Annotated in this window: 15 protein-coding genes; 10 read left to right on the forward strand and 5 right to left on the reverse strand. The window is 69.7% G+C overall.

Translation table 11 applies throughout. From position 1 onward, the window contains the following. Window positions 1-36 precede the first annotated feature (36 nt). Window positions 37-297 carry a hypothetical protein gene (locus C8N24_RS23410; protein WP_121254689.1) on the forward strand — a complete coding sequence of 87 codons (261 nt, stop codon included), beginning with the start codon at window positions 37-39 and terminating at the stop codon, window positions 295-297. Next, window positions 297-935 (forward strand): GntR family transcriptional regulator, encoded by a 639-nt coding sequence (locus C8N24_RS23415; protein WP_121254691.1) that lies wholly within the window; start codon window positions 297-299, stop codon window positions 933-935. The genes C8N24_RS23410 and C8N24_RS23415 overlap by 1 nt, the downstream gene beginning before the upstream one ends. On the opposite strand, the gene C8N24_RS23420 is transcribed toward C8N24_RS23415, so the two are convergent. Genes C8N24_RS23420 through C8N24_RS23435 form a run of 4 tightly spaced genes read right to left on the reverse strand, consistent with a single transcriptional unit; the run spans window position 924 to window position 4,854 of the window. Next, a complete protein-coding gene (locus tag C8N24_RS23420; protein WP_121254693.1) occupies window positions 924-2,138 on the reverse strand; it encodes an iron-containing alcohol dehydrogenase in 1,215 nt (404 codons plus the stop codon). The genes C8N24_RS23415 and C8N24_RS23420 overlap by 12 nt on opposite strands. A gap of 1 nt (window position 2,139) precedes the next feature. After that, window positions 2,140-2,832: an alpha/beta fold hydrolase gene (locus tag C8N24_RS23425; protein ID WP_121254695.1), complete on the reverse strand. Its 693-nt coding sequence runs from the start codon at window positions 2,830-2,832 to the stop codon at window positions 2,140-2,142. Between the two features lie 10 nt (window positions 2,833-2,842). Further along, entirely contained in the window at window positions 2,843-3,412 is a 570-nt protein-coding gene (locus tag C8N24_RS23430) for a DJ-1/PfpI/YhbO family deglycase/protease (protein WP_211340121.1), read from the reverse strand. Between the two features lie 47 nt (window positions 3,413-3,459). Beyond that, on the reverse strand, window positions 3,460-4,854 hold the full coding sequence (locus C8N24_RS23435) for an NAD-dependent succinate-semialdehyde dehydrogenase (protein ID WP_121254697.1): 1,395 nt from the start codon (window positions 4,852-4,854) through the stop codon (window positions 3,460-3,462). A gap of 163 nt (window positions 4,855-5,017) precedes the next feature. Here C8N24_RS23435 and C8N24_RS23440 point away from each other — a divergent pair, with 163 nt between their 5' ends. From C8N24_RS23440 to C8N24_RS23465, 6 genes are all read left to right on the forward strand, one after another. Then, a complete protein-coding gene (locus C8N24_RS23440; protein WP_121254699.1) occupies window positions 5,018-6,403 on the forward strand; it encodes an extracellular solute-binding protein in 1,386 nt (461 codons plus the stop codon). Between the two features lie 68 nt (window positions 6,404-6,471). Next, window positions 6,472-7,425 (forward strand): carbohydrate ABC transporter permease, encoded by a 954-nt coding sequence (locus C8N24_RS23445; RefSeq protein ID WP_121254701.1) that lies wholly within the window; start codon window positions 6,472-6,474, stop codon window positions 7,423-7,425. Window positions 7,426-7,428: 3 nt separating this feature from the next. Next, window positions 7,429-8,337, forward strand: coding sequence for a carbohydrate ABC transporter permease (locus tag C8N24_RS23450; RefSeq protein ID WP_121254703.1), 909 nt, complete (start codon window positions 7,429-7,431; stop codon window positions 8,335-8,337). Next, complete coding sequence (locus C8N24_RS23455) at window positions 8,337-9,401, forward strand: ABC transporter ATP-binding protein (RefSeq protein ID WP_121254705.1); 1,065 nt, start codon at window positions 8,337-8,339, stop codon at window positions 9,399-9,401. Before C8N24_RS23450 ends, C8N24_RS23455 begins: the two co-directional genes overlap by 1 nt. Further along, window positions 9,398-10,465 (forward strand): ABC transporter ATP-binding protein, encoded by a 1,068-nt coding sequence (locus C8N24_RS23460; RefSeq protein WP_211340122.1) that lies wholly within the window; start codon window positions 9,398-9,400, stop codon window positions 10,463-10,465. Before C8N24_RS23455 ends, C8N24_RS23460 begins: the two co-directional genes overlap by 4 nt. Beyond that, window positions 10,462-11,277, forward strand: coding sequence for a DeoR/GlpR family DNA-binding transcription regulator (locus tag C8N24_RS23465; protein WP_121254707.1), 816 nt, complete (start codon window positions 10,462-10,464; stop codon window positions 11,275-11,277). The genes C8N24_RS23460 and C8N24_RS23465 overlap by 4 nt, the downstream gene beginning before the upstream one ends. Here the strand turns inward: C8N24_RS23465 and C8N24_RS23470 are convergent, their stop codons facing one another. Further along, window positions 11,278-11,604 carry an STAS domain-containing protein gene (locus C8N24_RS23470; protein WP_147447949.1) on the reverse strand — a complete coding sequence of 109 codons (327 nt, stop codon included), beginning with the start codon at window positions 11,602-11,604 and terminating at the stop codon, window positions 11,278-11,280. It abuts the gene before it with no gap. Between the two features lie 143 nt (window positions 11,605-11,747). On the opposite strand from C8N24_RS23470, the gene C8N24_RS23475 reads away from it, so the two are divergent. Beyond that, on the forward strand, window positions 11,748-13,985 hold the full coding sequence (locus tag C8N24_RS23475; protein WP_121254711.1) for an MMPL family transporter: 2,238 nt from the start codon (window positions 11,748-11,750) through the stop codon (window positions 13,983-13,985). A 39-nt stretch (window positions 13,986-14,024) separates the two neighbouring features. After that, window positions 14,025-14,921, forward strand: coding sequence for a DMT family transporter (locus C8N24_RS23480; RefSeq protein WP_121254713.1), 897 nt, complete (start codon window positions 14,025-14,027; stop codon window positions 14,919-14,921).

A 14,921-nucleotide genomic window follows, 5' to 3' on the forward strand; every position in this document is an offset into this window, starting at 1 on the left:
TGTGTCAGATTGTCAGACAAGTTAGGCTCCCGCGTCATGGAGGAGAGCTGGGCCCAGGCGGTGGAAGCCGTCGTCTACGAGCTTGCGCGGCACAACGGCGAGAGCCCGATGGATCGTGGCCGTGCCCTGCGTCGGCGCGTCAGCGACCTCGCGGGTGACCTCGGTTGGGCGCGCGCGTTCGACCAGCTCGCCGCCGAGCGAGGCTGGCGCCGGGAGGAATCCGGCGCCGAATCCGAGGCCCGCGTGCGGGCACTGGTCCATTGCGCCGCCCGGGTAGGTACGCTCATGGCCGCCTGATGAGCGGTCTTGCCGTCACCCCGATCTCGACGACCGAAGCGGTCGTGGTCTCGCTCCGCGAGAAGATCCTTGACGGCGCCATCGAGCCCGGGCAGCCGTTGCCCGAGGCCGATCTGACCCGCGAGTTCGGCGTCGCGCGTCCCACCGTGCGCGCCGCCATCCAGACGCTGTGCCACGAGGGCCTGCTCAAGCGCGAGCGCAACCGCAGCGCGTTCGTGCCGCTGCTCTCGCGCGAGGAGGTGCTGGACCTCTTCAGCGTCCGCATCCCGATCGAGCGCCTGATCGTGCGTGAGCTGCTCACGCGCGGAGGGTCGCTGGACGAGGTGCACGCCGCCCTCGGGCCGCTGACGGAGCTCCGGACGGACTCGCCGTGGAGCGCGGTCGTGGACGCCGACATGGGCTTCCACGGTGCGCTGGCCCGCGCGGTCGGCAGCCCCCGCCTGGAGCGCCTCTACCTGTCGATGAGCGGCGAGATCCGCCTCTGCATCGCGCAGCTGCGTCCGTCGTGGGCGTCACCCGCGGCGCTGGGCGCCGAGCACCGGGACCTGCTGGCCGTGATCGAACGCGGCGACGTGGCCGAGGCCGAGGCGCGCATGACCGCGCACCTCGACCGTGCCGTCCACGACCTAACCGACTGAGGCCGCTTCCTCGCTCAGGCGCGCGGGCTGGCCATGCCAGGCCGCGTCGAGGATCCGCTCCAGCGCGGGCACGTCCAGCGGCCGCGGGTTGTTGTCGACCAGGCGCTTGAAGCCGATCGAGGCCTCGGCCATGCCGCGCAGCGCGTCATGCTCGATCCCGATCGCGGCCAGCGAGGCCGGCAGGCCGATCCGCTGGCCGAGCGCGTGCACATGCTCGACGACGTCGCCCGGGCTGTCCATCGCGATCGCGAGCGCGCTCAGGTCATCCGGCCGCGCGGGGCGGTTGAACTCCATCACGTAGGGGAGGAGCAGGCCGGTGCCGAGGCCGTGCGAGGTGTGGGTGGCGGCGCCGACGGCGAACTGGAGCGCGTGCGCCGTCGAGACCCCGGAGTTGCCGAACGCGATGCCCGCCAGCAGGCTGCCGTAGAGCATCCCGGAGCGCGCCTCCAGGTCGTCGCCGTTCTGGACGACGCGCTCGAGGTTGGCGGCGATGTGGCCGGCGGCGCTGAGCGCGAGCGTGTCGCTGAGACCGTTCTTGCCGATCTGCGGGCGGCTCAGCACGAGGTCGGCGGTCGGCTCGTTGGCGGCGGCCATGTAGCCCTCGATCGCGTGCGAGAGCGCGTCGATGCCGGAGTGCGCCGTGACGGTCGCCGGGGCGCCGAGCGTGAGCATCGGGTCGCAGATCGCGTCGCGCGGGATCAGGTGCGAGCTCGCGACGCCCATCTTCATCTGGGTGTCGGGATCGGTGATCACGGCGACCGGGGTGGCCTCGGAGCCCGTGCCGGCGGTGGTCGGAAGCGCGATCAGCGGCAGGATCGGACCCGGCACGGAGTTCACCGTGTAGTAGTCCGACAGCTTGCCGCCGTGGGCGAGCAGCAGCGCCGTGACCTTGGCGAGGTCGATCACGCTGCCGCCGCCGACGGCGACCACGACGTCGGGCTGCGTCTCAAGCCCGAGCGCGACGGTCGCGTCGACGGACGTGGACGGCACGTCGACCTCGGCGTCCGTCGACACGGCGACGTCCAGCCCCGCGGCGCGCAGCGCCGTCTCGACCGTGCCGAACCCGGGCGTGCCGGCGATGATCGGGTCGGTGATCAGCAGCACGCGGCGGCCGTAGGTGGCGGCGACCCGGCCGGTGGCCTCGGCCATCCCGGTCCCGAACAGGACCTGGGAGGGCGCGCGCAGAACGGCGAAGGGAGTCATTTCAGGGCTCCAAGAAGCTGAGGACTAAGCGGTTGAACTCGGCGGTGTGCTCCTGCGGCGAGGCATGGCCGCAGCGGCCGAAGAGATGCGCCCGGACGTCGGGCAGGGTGTGCAACAGCGGGACAAGGCTGGTGGCGGGCGGGACGATCTGGTCGTTCGCGCCGTGGATCAGCAGCACCGGGACGTCGATCCCCGCGAGCTCTCCGGGTGTGAGCGAGAGCGCGTCGACCCAGCGCTGGCGCGGGGCGGGGAACAGATCCAGGTAGTGCGGTTGCGCGCGCATGGCCTCCAGGCGCGCGGCGACGGCCTCCTCGCCCGGCGGATCGTGGAAGATCAGCCGCAGCAGCGAGCGGGCCTCGGCCTCCGTCGGGCCGGTCGACCACAGCTGCTCGAGCGCGGGCGGAAGCGGCATCGGAAAGCCCATCGAGCCGACGGCCACCACCTTGGTGGCCAGCCCGCGGGCGGCGAGCTTGAGCGCGATCGCGCCGCCGGCCGAGTTGCCGATGATCACGCACGGGTTGTCAGGTGCGAGACGATCAGCCCATTCCTCGATCGGCGCCGCGGGCGCGTTCCCGAAGCCGGGAAGGTCAGGCGCGACGACCTCGAACCGCTCGTCGAGAGCCTCGACGAGCGGCTTCCAGGCCGCGCCTGTGGTCCCCGGCCCGGAGCCGTGCAACAACAGGACGGGGACCATGGTGACGTCGCTAGGCCGGGACGGCGGCGTGCTCGAGCACGTTCATGAACGCGCGCGACCACTCGGGCATGTCCGGCCAGCCCCGGCAGGAGACCATGTTGCCGTCGACGACGTCCGGAGCGTCGACGATCTCGGCGCCGGCGTTGCGCATGTCGCCGTGCAGGGGCGGGAAAGCGGCGGTCTTGCGGCCCTTGAGCAGGCCGTAGACGGCGGGCACCTGCGGGCCGTGGCAGATCGTGCCGACCGGCAGGTCCTTCTCGAAGAAGTACTCCGTGATCCGACGCACGTCGTCGTCGAGGCGGATGTACTCGGGCGCGCGACCGCCGGGGATGACGAGGCCGACGTACTCCGTCGGGTCGACGTCCTTGAACGCGATGTCGACGGGCAGCTTGCGGCCGTCCTTCTCGGTGTACGCGTCCGAGTTCGGGTCGAAGTCGTGGATGACCAGCTGCACCTCACGGGTGGTCAGCGCCGCTACGACCGCGTCGTAGCCCGCCTCGCGGATGCGGTAGATCGGGTACATGGCGTCGAGCTCCTCGGCGGCGTCACCGACGAGGACCAGGACCTTCTGCTGCGACACGTTGGCTCTCCTCTCCCTGTTTGTTGCTGCAAGAACCTGAAAGGTTCTCAGTCGAAGGCAAAGTACTTGGGCTCGAGGAACTCGAGCAATCCGTGGTGTCCGCCCTCGCGGCCGAGGCCGCTCTGCTTGGCGCCACCGAACGGGGCGGCGGGGTCGGAGACCACGCCTCGGTTGAGACCGACCATGCCGGTCTCGATCGCCTCACCCACCGCCATCGCCCGCCGCAGGTCGCGGCTGCAGACGAAGGCCACGAGCCCGTACTCGGTGTCGTTGGCCAGGCGGATCGCCTCGGCTTCGTCGGCGAACGTCATCACGGGCGCGACCGGGCCGAAGATCTCCTCGCGCAGCAGCTCGCTGCCGGGCTGGACCCGGTCGAGCACCGTCGGCGGGTAGAAGTAGCCGGGCCCGGGGAGGCGCTCGCCGCCGCAGCGCACGCGCGCGCCACGGTCGACGGCCTCGGCCACCAGGCGCTCGACCTTCTCGCGCGCGGCCGCGTTGATCAGCGGGCCGAGCTCCGCGCCGGGCTCGAAGCCCTGCCCGACCTTGACCGCCTGCATCGCCGCGGTGAGCCGCTCCGTGAACGGCTCGGCGACGGACTCGTGCACGAGAAACCGATTCGCGGCCGTGCAGGCCTCGCCGCCGTTGCGCATCTTGGCGGCCATCGCCTGCGCCACCGCGACCTCCAGGTCAGCGTCCTCGAGCACGAGGAACGGCGCGTTGCCGCCCAGCTCCATCGACGTGCTGATCACGTTCTCGGACGCGACGGCGAGCAGGTGGCGGCCGACGGCGGTGGAGCCGGTGAAACTCAGCTTGCGCACACGCGGGTCCGCGAGGATGGCCTGGGTGAGCGGGCCGGGCTCGTCCGTCGTGACAACGTTCACGACGCCCTCGGGCACGCCGGCCTCGCGCAGGATCTCGGCGACCAGGATCGCCGTCAGCGGCGTCTCCTCGGCGGGCTTGAGCACGACTGTGCAGCCGGCGGCCAGAGCGGGGCCGATCTTGCGCGTGGCCATCGCCGCCGGGAAGTTCCAGGGCGTGATCAGCAGCGACACGCCGATCGGCGCGTGCTGCACGAGCATCCGGTTCGTGCCCGCGGGGGCGGTCCCGAAGTCGCCGTTGAGGCGCACCGCCTCTTCCGAGAACCAGCGCAGGAACTCGGCGGCGTAGGCGGCTTCGCCGCGGGCCTCCGCGAACGGCTTGCCCATCTCGCGCACGATCAGGTGCGCCACGTCGTCGAGGCGCTCGGTCATGTGGTCGAACGCGCGGCGCAGGATCTCGGCGCGCTCGCGCGGTGCGCGCGCGGCCCAACCGGCCGCGGCGGCGGCCGCCGCGTCGACTGCGGCGAGGCCGTCCTCGGGAGTGGCCGCGTGGACGGTCTCGATCACGGACCCGTCGGCCGGATCGAGCACGGGGAACTGGGACCGTTCAGGGGCCAAGACCATGGTCTGACTGTATGACACTTCACAGGCCGATGCAAGAAATTGCGAATACAGTTGACAACGAATGCAAGAACCGCGTAGGTTTTTGCAAGCCTCGTGCAAGGTTCGTAGTGCCCGCCGTTTATTCGGAGCAGGTTGAAGGACCAACCCTCGTGGAGGAGGAGCAATGAAGGGGAGATTTGCGGTCTCGGCATCGCTGACCGCGATGGCCGCGGCCGTCACGCTTGCCGCGTGCGGCGGCGATGATGGTGGTTCCGGCGGTGACGCCGACAAGGCGCCCGCCAAGCAGGCAGCGTCGGCGCTGTCCGACAAGCCGATGGACCTGACGTTCATCTGGTTTGACTGGCCGCCCGCCAAGGCGCTCGAAGAGCTGGGCAAGGAGTACACGAAGACCCGTCCGAACGTGACGGTCAAGGTCAACACCGTGCCCAACCCGCAGTGGCACGACGCGATCTTCACCCAGTTCGCGGCACGCAAGACGAACTTCGACCTGCCGATCCTGGACTCCCAGAACATCGGTGAGGCCGTCGACAACGGCTCGATCCTCGACTTGACGGACTTCGTCAAGGAGAACATCGACACGTCGCAGTACGACCCGTACTTCCTCGCGGCGTACGGCCAGTACCCGCAGAACACCACGGGCAAGGCCGACCCGGACGCCAAGACCTACGGTCTTCCGCTCCTGGGCGACACGTGGTCGATGATCTGGCGCAAGGACCTCATGGGCGACACGCCTCCCGCCACGTGGGAGGACATGATCGCCGCGGCCAAGAAGTGCCAGGACGAGAACAAGGGCATGAGCGGCCTCGCGTTCCACCAGGCCGGCACCGGCGACGCCGCGGCCGTGACGTACAACGTCATGAACGCGCTCTACGGCGGCGAGCTGTGGAACCAGCAGGACAAGAAGATCGACGGCGTCATCAACGACGCCGCCGGCAAGAAGGCGATGGACGTCCTCGTCAACCAGATGGTCCCGCTGACGCCCAAGGGCTCCAGCAACTGGTTCATCGACGAGGTCAACGCCGCCATCTCGCAGGGCAAGGTGTGCGTCGGCTTCCAGTGGATCGCCGCCATGGGCGGCCTCCTCGACCCGGCCTCCTCGGAGCTGGGCAAGACGAAGGAGGAGATCCTCGACAAGCTGGCCTTCGCGCCGCTGCCCAAGCAGGTCACGGACAAGAAGCCGCTCGGCGGCATGGGCCTGCACGTCTCGAAGTACATCCCGGCCGAGAAGCAGGCCGAGGCGCTGAACTTCATCAAGTGGTTCCAGACGCCTGAGGCCCAGAAGAAGTGGGCGCAGCTCGGCGGCGTCCCGGCCCGCAACGACGTCCTCAACTCGCCCGACTTCCTCGAGGCGACGCCGTACAACAAGGTGTTCACGGACTCGGTCTCCCAGCTGAAGGACTTCTGGAACCTGCCCGAGTACGCGAAGCTCCTCAACGTCCATTCGACGCAGGTCAACGCCGCCATCTCCGGCACCCAGCAGCCCGAGGCGGCGCTGGACAAGTTGGCCAAGGACGAGCAGAAGATCCTCGACGAGAGCGGCGGTCTCTAGCCGCCACTAGCGAATTCCAGGCCGGCCGCCTCCGGGCGGCCGGCCTGCCTCGCGCCGGACCCTAAGCAATGGCCAACACGCTTCAAACACCGCCCCAGACCTCCGCCAAGGCGGAGCGCCTGGAGGCGCCACCCGCGGCGAAGCGCTTCGCGTTCCTCACGGACCGCAAGCTCAGCTTCCTGTTCATCTCGCCCGCGCTGGCGCTGCTCGTGTTCCTCTCGATCTGGCCGCTGCTCTGGTTGCTCGGCCTGTCGTTCACGGACTACTCAGCCACACGCGACACGGGCTGGGGCTTCATCGGCGTCGACAACTACGTCGAGGTCCTGACGTCCCCGGTCGTCCACGCCCGCGCGCTCACGACTCTCATCTTCGTGCTCGGCGCCGTCGGCTTGCAGACCATCCTCGGGTTCACGATCGCCTTCCTCATCTCGCGGCGTGTCAAGGGCCGCGGAGCGATCACCACGCTGTTCCTGATCCCGATGATGCTCTCGCCGATCGTCGTCGGCCTGTTCTGGAAGTTCATGCTCGACGTGCAGTTCGGCGTCGTCAACTCGTTCCTCGACAGCCTCGGCTTCGGCCGCGTCGAGTGGCTCACCCAGCAGCGGCTCGCGCTGTTCTCGCTGGTCATCGTCGACACCTGGCAGTGGACCCCGTTCATCATGCTGATCGCCCTCGCGGGCCTGACGGCGGTCCCGAAGTACCTCTACGAGGCGGCCGAGATCGATCGTGCCTCCGAGTGGTTCAAGTTCCGTCGGATCACCTTCCCGCTGGTCTGGCCGCTGCTGCTGATCGCGATCATGTTCCGCGCGATCGAGGCCTTCCGGCTCTTCGACCTGGTCTACATCCTCACGGGCGGCGGCCCGGGCGGCACCACGGAGACGCTGTCGTTCAACGTCTACAAGGTCGCGTTCTTCGGCTTCGACACCGGCCTCGCGTCCGCCTACGGCATCTTGATGGTGATCGTGGTCACGATCGCCGCGCAGTTCTACCTGCGCTACCTCAACCGCCTGCAGGAGGGCTAGGCGATGGCGACCCACATCCAACCTGAAGGCCTGGCCGACAAGGGCATCGCCGGCGAGACCGAGGCTCCGCCCGTCCGCAGTGGCGAGCGCAAGTTCGGCTCCGGCATCGAGATCGTCCTGCTCGCGCTGTTCATGATCGTGATGCTGTTCCCGGTCATCTGGATGCTCGAGACGGCGCTCAAGGAGACGAAGGACATCTACGCCGTCCCGGCCAAGGTGTTCTCCTTCAGCCCGACGCTGGACCACTTCAAGAACGTCTTCGGCGCCGACTCACCCGTGCTCAAGGGCTTCTTGAACTCGGTGATCGTGGCGGGGTCCTCGACGGTGATCGCCACCGTGCTGGGCGTGCCGGCGGCGTGGGCGTACTCGCGCTTCACGCTGAAGGCGAAGAAGGACCAGCTGTTCTTCATCCTCTCGACGCGCTTCATGCCGCCCGTCGTGGTCGTGATCCCCGTCTTCCTGATGTTCCGCGACCTGAGCCTGCTGGACACGCGGCTCGGCCTGATCCTGGTCTACTCGGCGTTCAACCTGCCGTTCACGATCTGGATGATGAAGGGCTTCATCGACGAGGTCCCGGCCGAGTACGAGGAAGCCTCGATGCTCGACGGCTACTCGCGCTTCGAGTCCTTCTGGCGCGTGACGATGCCGCTGTTGATCCCGGGCATCGCCGCCACGGCCGTGTTCGCGCTGATCTTCAGCTGGAACGAGTTCGTGTTCTCGATCTTCCTGATCACCGATCCGGAGACGCGCACGGCGCCGTCCGCGATCGCGGGCCTGATCGGCGGCACGACGATCGACTGGGGCCTCGTCGCCGCATCCGCGATGACGTTCGCGGTCCCGGTGCTGGTGTTCGCGTTCCTCGTGCGCAAGCACCTGGTCGCGGGCGTGACCCTCGGGGCGGTGCGTAGGTAATGGCTGAAGTTCTCGTCAAGAAGCTCCACAAGGCGTTCCCCGACGGGACCGTCGCGGTCGAGGAGCTCAACCTCGAGATCAAGGACGGCGAGCTGTTCGTCATGCTCGGCCCCTCGGGCTGCGGCAAGACGACCACGCTGCGCTGCATCGCGGGTCTCGAGGAGGAGACCTCGGGTGAGATCCGGATCGGCGACGAGGTCGTCTCCGGCCTGCGCCCGTCGCAGCGCGACATCGCGATGGTCTTCCAGTTCTACGCGCTGTACCCGCACCTGAGCGTCAAGGAGAACATGGCCTTCCCGCTGCGGGCGGCCAACCGGCCCGAGTCCGAGGTCGAGGAGCGCGTCGCCGAGGCGGCGCGGATGCTCCAGCTCGAGCCGTACCTGACGCGCCGCCCGAGCAAGCTCTCCGGCGGCGAGCAGCAGCGCGTGGCCCTGGGCCGCGCGATGGTGCGCCACCCGAAGGCGTTCCTGATGGACGAGCCGCTGACGAACCTGGACGCCGAGCTGCGCGCCGACATGCGCGCCGAGGTCAAGCACCTCCAGCAGCGGCTGGGGGCGACGATGGTCTACGTGACGCACGATCAGACCGAGGCGATGGCGCTCGGCGACCGGATCGCGATCATGAACAAGGGCAACCTCGAGCAGCTCGGCGCGCCGATGGAGGTCTACAACCGGCCGGCGTCGCTGTTCGCGGCGCGGTTCATCGGCTCGCCGCCGATGAACCTGATCGACGCCGAGGTCACCAACGGTCACCTCACGGCCGCCGGCGACCTGAAGATCAAGGCGCCCGAGGGGCTCACCCGCGGTCAGAAGGTCATCGCGGGCGTGCGTCCGGAGGGCCTGACGGTCAGCGATGGCGGCGAGGGCGTTCGCGGTCGCGTGGTGTCGAAGGAGGCGCTGGGCGACGAGACGATCTACGTCGTCGATTGCGAGGCCGGGCTCTTCCACGTGCGGATGCCGGCGACGGCGCGGTTCGAAGAGGAGCAGGTCGTGGCCGTGCGCCACGTGGGTGCCGCGCCGCCCGCGTACGACCCGACGAGCGAGAAGGTGGTGAGCGCGCCGTGACCAGCGCAATCCAGGCGGAAGGCGTCTCCAAGTCCTTCGGCGACGTCGACGCGCTCAAGGGCCTCGAGCTGGACATCCCCGAGGGGTCGTTCTTCGTGCTGCTCGGCCCGTCGGGCGCGGGCAAGACGACGACCCTGCGGGTGATCGCCGGGCTCGAGAAGCCGGACACCGGCAAGGTGCTCCTGAACGGGATCGACGCGACGACGGCCAGCCCGGCCGAGCGCGACCTCGCGATGGTGTTCCAGAGCTACGCGCTCTACCCGAAGCAGACGGCGGCCGAGAACATCACGTCGCCGCTGCGGGCGCGCAAGCTGCCCAAGAGCGAGATCGACGCGCAGCTCAAGCGCGTCTCCGAGCTCCTGCACATCGAGGAGCTGCTGAACCGCTACCCGGCGCAGATGTCCGGTGGCCAGATGCAGCGCATCGCCCTCGGGCGCGCGCTCGTGCGCGACCCGCGCGCGTTCCTGATGGACGAGCCGCTGACGAACCTCGACCTGAAGCTGCGGGTCGAGATGCGCACGGAGCTCACCCGCATCCATCGCTCGCTGGGCAGCACGTTCCTGTACGTCACCAACGACCAGGTGGAGGCCATGTCGATGGCCGACCAGGTCGCGGTGCTGCGGGAGGGCACGGTCCAGCAGGTGGGCAAGCCGGTCGAGATCTACGACCGGCCGGCGAACCGCTGGGTGGCGTCGTTCGTGGGCTCGCCGCGGATGAACCTGCTGCACTGCACCGCCAACGGGAAGATCGAGGGCGAGGGTTGGGCGCTGCCGAACCCCGGCTTCGGCGTCGAAGGCGATCACAAGGCGCTGTTCGGCGTCCGGCCCGAGGACCTGTCGCTCGACGTGCGCGACGAGGCGGTGACGCTCGCCGGCAAGGTCTACGCGGTCGAGCCGCTGGGTGACCGCACGCTGGTCGACGTCGAGGTCGGCGGCGAGCGGGTCATCATCAAGGCGCCGCCGACGGCCAGGTACGAGATCGGCGAGCAGGTCCGCGCAGCGGTGGACATGGAGCGCGTCCACCTGTTCGATGCCGAGTCCGAGCAGGCGATCGCGAGACGATGACCGAAGGCCCGCTCCCTCCTGTCCTGAGGCGAGCGAAGATCCTCGAGCGCGTCTCGCGTGATGGCGGGGCGTCGCTCGCGGAGCTGGCGTCCGAGCATGCGGTGTCGCCGGTCACCGTCCACCGTGATCTCGAGCTGCTCTCGGGGGAAGGGTTGATCGAGCGCGTGCGTGGGGGCGCGCGCTCGGTCCCCGAGACCCGTCCGCGGCAGATCGAGACCGCCTGGAACGCGCGTGTGCGCGAGGCCGGGCGGGAGAAGGACGCGATCGCGCTGCGTGCCCGGGAGCTCGTGGAGGACGGCTCGACGATCTTCGTCGACGCGTCCTCGACGGGGCTCGCGCTCGCGCACGTGCTCGAGCTGCGCCCGCCGACCGAGCTGACGCTGGTGACGAACTCGCCCGCGATCGCGCTCGGCCTCACGGCCGACTCGATCCACGTGATCGTGCCGCCGGGTGAGCTCAACCAGCACATGCGCGTCCTGACCGGGCGCTGGACGGTGGACTTCCTCGAGGAGCTCAACATCGCGGTGGCGTTCATCTCCGCCGCGGGGGTGACGCTCGAGCACGGGCTGACGACGTCGCGCAGCGCGCTGGCGGACACGCTCAACGCGGCGGCCGCGGCCGCCGCGAAGACGGTCGGCCTGCTGGACTCGTCGAAGTTCGGGCGCGCTTCGCTGCTGTCGATCCGGCCCGCCACGGCGCTGGACCTGCTGATCACCGACGACGGCGTGGACCCGATCACCGCCGATGAGTACCGTCGGGCGGGCGTGAAGCTGCTGATCGCCGAGCGGCCCGCGCTCGTCGAGGAGCTGTAGCTACTCGAACGGGAGGATCGTGTTCGTCTGCGTGAGCTCGAGCAGCCGCTGAACGGACGGCCGCAGCGGGCCACGCAGCTTCAGGTCGGTCTGCTCGCGCATCGCGGTCAGCAGCGCGCGCAGACCGGTCGAGTCCATGAACCCCAGCTCCGACAGGTCGATCCGCAGCGGGCGACCCTGGGCCTTGGCCAGCTCGACGGCGAGCACCGGCTCGCTCACGAGATCCAGCTCCCCGTGGAGGCGGAGCAGCACGGCACCGTCTTCGTCCTCGACCTTGACCTCGAACCGCGGCGCGCGGTAGCTGGCCGCTTCGGGGGCGGAGCTCATCGCGTCCAATCATCGCATCTTGCGGGGACGTGCGCGCTCGTGGAGGGGATTCGAGACGCCCGCGTCCGGCGAGACGTCGTCAGTCGGGCTTGACGGTTAGGCTGTGGCGTCTCCCCACTCCCCGGTTGCTCTCGGAGGCGTTTGTGTCATTGCTCCTCGCGCGGATCGCGCGCAGTCTGTCCCATCACTGGATACGCGGCCTCGTGGGCGCGTTCGTCGTCCTGATCGCGCTCGGCGCGGTCTCGCAGGTGGGCGGTGAAGCCGTCGACGACTTCTCCACGCCCGGCACCGAGAGCCAGAAGGCGATCGACCTGTTCCAGGAGCACACGCCGGCGCTGGCGGGTGTGGAGGCGACGATCGTCTTCCACACCGACGAAGGCAAGATCACCGACCCGGAGCAGAAGGCCGCGGTCCAGGAGACCCTCGCGAAGATCAAGGCGCTGCCGGAGAAGAAGATCATCTCCGATCCGTTCGCCGAGGGCGGCACGATCTCGCCGGACGGCAAGCTCGCCGCCGCGGACGTGCGCTGGACGATGGATCCGAGCCTGGTCAAGGCCGAGGACGGCCGGCCGGTGGTCGAGGCGGTCGAGGCGCAGGACGGGAAGGCCGGGGTCGAGGTCTCCGCGCGCGGCGCGATGATCGACATCGGCTCCGAGCAGGAGCTGCCGGTCGGCGAGCTCGTCGGCATCGGCATCGCGATCATCCTGCTCTGGGTCCTGTTCCGCTCCAAGGTCGCGATGCTCGTGACGCTGCTGGGCGCGCTGCTCGGCGTGTTCCTCGGGCAGATGTTGCTGGCGGCGCTGTCCAAGCCGCTCGGCCTGCCGTCGTTCGCGGCGTTCATCGCCACGATGCTCGGCCTCGGCGCGGGCATCGACTACGCGCTGCTGATCGTCGGGCGCTATCGCGAGCAGGTGGCCAAGGGCGATTCGCCGCGCGACGCCGCGGCCAAGTCCGCGGCGACCTCCGGCGCGTCCGTGGTGGCCGCCGGCCTGATCGTGATGCTCGCCATCGCCGGCCTGCTCGTCATCGGCATCCCGTTCATCGGCAAGCTCGGCGTGGGCGCGGCGATCGCCGTCGGCGGCGTGGTGCTGTCGGCGCTGACGGTCCTGATGGCCCTGATCGGCGCGTTCAAGAAGTGGCTGACGCCCAAGAACCCGGAGTCGGTCAAGCCGTCCGCGGCGTTCGAGCGCTGGGGCGAGCGGGTCACGGCGCGGCCGTGGCTGTCGATCGGCGCGGGCGTCCTGATCATGCTGATCTTCGCGGCGCCGGTCACGCAGCTGCGGCTCGGGCAGCCCGACGACGGCAACCAGCCCGAGGGCAAGCTCCAGCGCGTCGCCTACGACCGGCTGAGCGCGGCCTTCGGCCCGGGCTCGAACGGCACCTTCATCATCGCGGCCGACACCCAGGGTGGGGCGCAGGCGGTCCAGGCCGACCTCGACAAGCTGCAGAAGGCGATCGCCGGCACGGCGGGCGTCGCCCAGGCCGCACCGCCCACGCCGAGCGAGGACGGGGAGATGGCGACGATCTTCGCCATCCCGAAGTCCGCTCCGCAGGACGAAGCCACCAGCCAGCTGCTCGAGCGGCTGCGCGAGGACACGATCCCGGCCGCGACGCAGGGGACGCCGCTCGCGGGCAAGGTGTTCATCGGCGGCGCCGTGCCGGTGTTCGAGGACCTCTCGGCCAAGGTCGCCTCGCGCCTGCCGGTGTTCATCCTCACGGTGATCGGGCTGTCGGTGCTGCTGCTGATCATGGCCTTCCGGTCGCTGTGGATCCCGCTGGTCAGCGCGCTCTTCAACCTGTTGAGCGTCCTGGCGGCCTACGGCGTGGTCGTCGCCGTCTTCCAGATGGGGATCGGGGCGAGCCTCGTGGGCTCGGACTCGGATGTGCCCATCGTCTCGTTCATCCCGGTCATGCTGTTCGCGATCCTGTTCGGCTTGAGCATGGACTACAACGTCTTCCTGCTCTCGCGCGTGCACGAGGCGTACAACGAGGGCGACCGTCCGCGTGAGTCCGTCATCCACGGCATGTCGCGGATCGGCAAGGTCATCCTGTTCGCCGGCCTGATCATGGCCGCCGTGTTCCTGGCCTTCGTCACCCAGCCGGACGTGGTCGGCAAGATGATGGGCCTCGGCCTCGGCCTGGCGATCCTGATCGACGTGCTGTTCGTGCGCCTGGTCATCGCCCCGGCGGTGGTCACGCTGCTCGGCGACAAGGCCTGGTGGCTGCCGGGCTGGCTCGACCGGATCCTCCCGAACGTCTCGCTCGAGGGGCACCTCGTGGAGGGCCTCGACAAGCAGCTCACGTCCGAGCACGACGCGGTCGACTCCACCAACGGCCATGGTGGCGCGCCCGAGCGCGAGACGACCAGCAGCCGCCAGTAGCCTGTTCGCGCGCCCGTTCCTGCGCGGGCGCGCGAATCGATGACCGCCGTCCTGACACGCACCGGCCCGAGCCGCCAACGGGCCTACCGCGAGATGGCGCTCGCCGCGCTGCTGTGGGGCACGATCGGGCCGGCGGCCGCGTTCGTCACCGACCACACGTCGCTGAGCCCGATCCAGACGTCGCTGTGGCGGTTGCTCGTGGCGGTGGTCCCGCTGTCCGCGATCGCGCTCGTGGTCGGCCGTGCGGCCGCGCGGCCGACACGCGGGCTCGTGCTCGGGGCGCTCGCCGTCGGGGCGGTCACCGGCATGTCGCAGCTGGCGTACTTCGCCGCGGTCGTCGAGTCCGGCATCGCGATCCCGACGCTGATCGCCTGCGGCCTGGGGCCGATCCTGACGGCGGTCGGCCAGACCGTGCTGTTCGGCGACCGGCCGGACGCGCGCACGCTGATCGCGCTCGCGGTGGCGCTCGGCGGGCTGGTGCTGCTGATGCTCGACAGCCCGCACACGGTCACGGCGCTCGGGATCGTCCTGTCCGTGCTGTCGGCGGTCACCTACGCGGCGTACGCGCTCTCGGTCGGTCCGGTCAGCCGGGGCATGAGCACGCTCAACCTGACCGCGATCGCGAGCCTCGGCGGCGCGCTCGCCATCCTGCCGTTCACCTTCGCGGACGGCGGGCCGGGCGTCCCGGGCACGGTCGCGGGCTGGGCCGGCATCCTGCACCTGGGCGTGATCGTCTCGTGCGTCGCCTACGGGCTGTACTACAGCTCCGCCCGCACGCTCCCGTCGACGCACATCACGATCCTGATCCTGCTCGAGCCGCTGGTCGCGGCGCTGCTCGCCGTGGTCTTCTTCGGCGAGCACCTGACCGCCGGCACGATCGCCGGCGGCGTGCTGATGCTGGCCGCCGTGGCCGCGTTGCGCGACCACGACGGCTGA

The organism is Solirubrobacter pauli (assembly GCF_003633755.1).
Lineage (GTDB): Bacteria > Actinomycetota > Thermoleophilia > Solirubrobacterales > Solirubrobacteraceae > Solirubrobacter > Solirubrobacter pauli.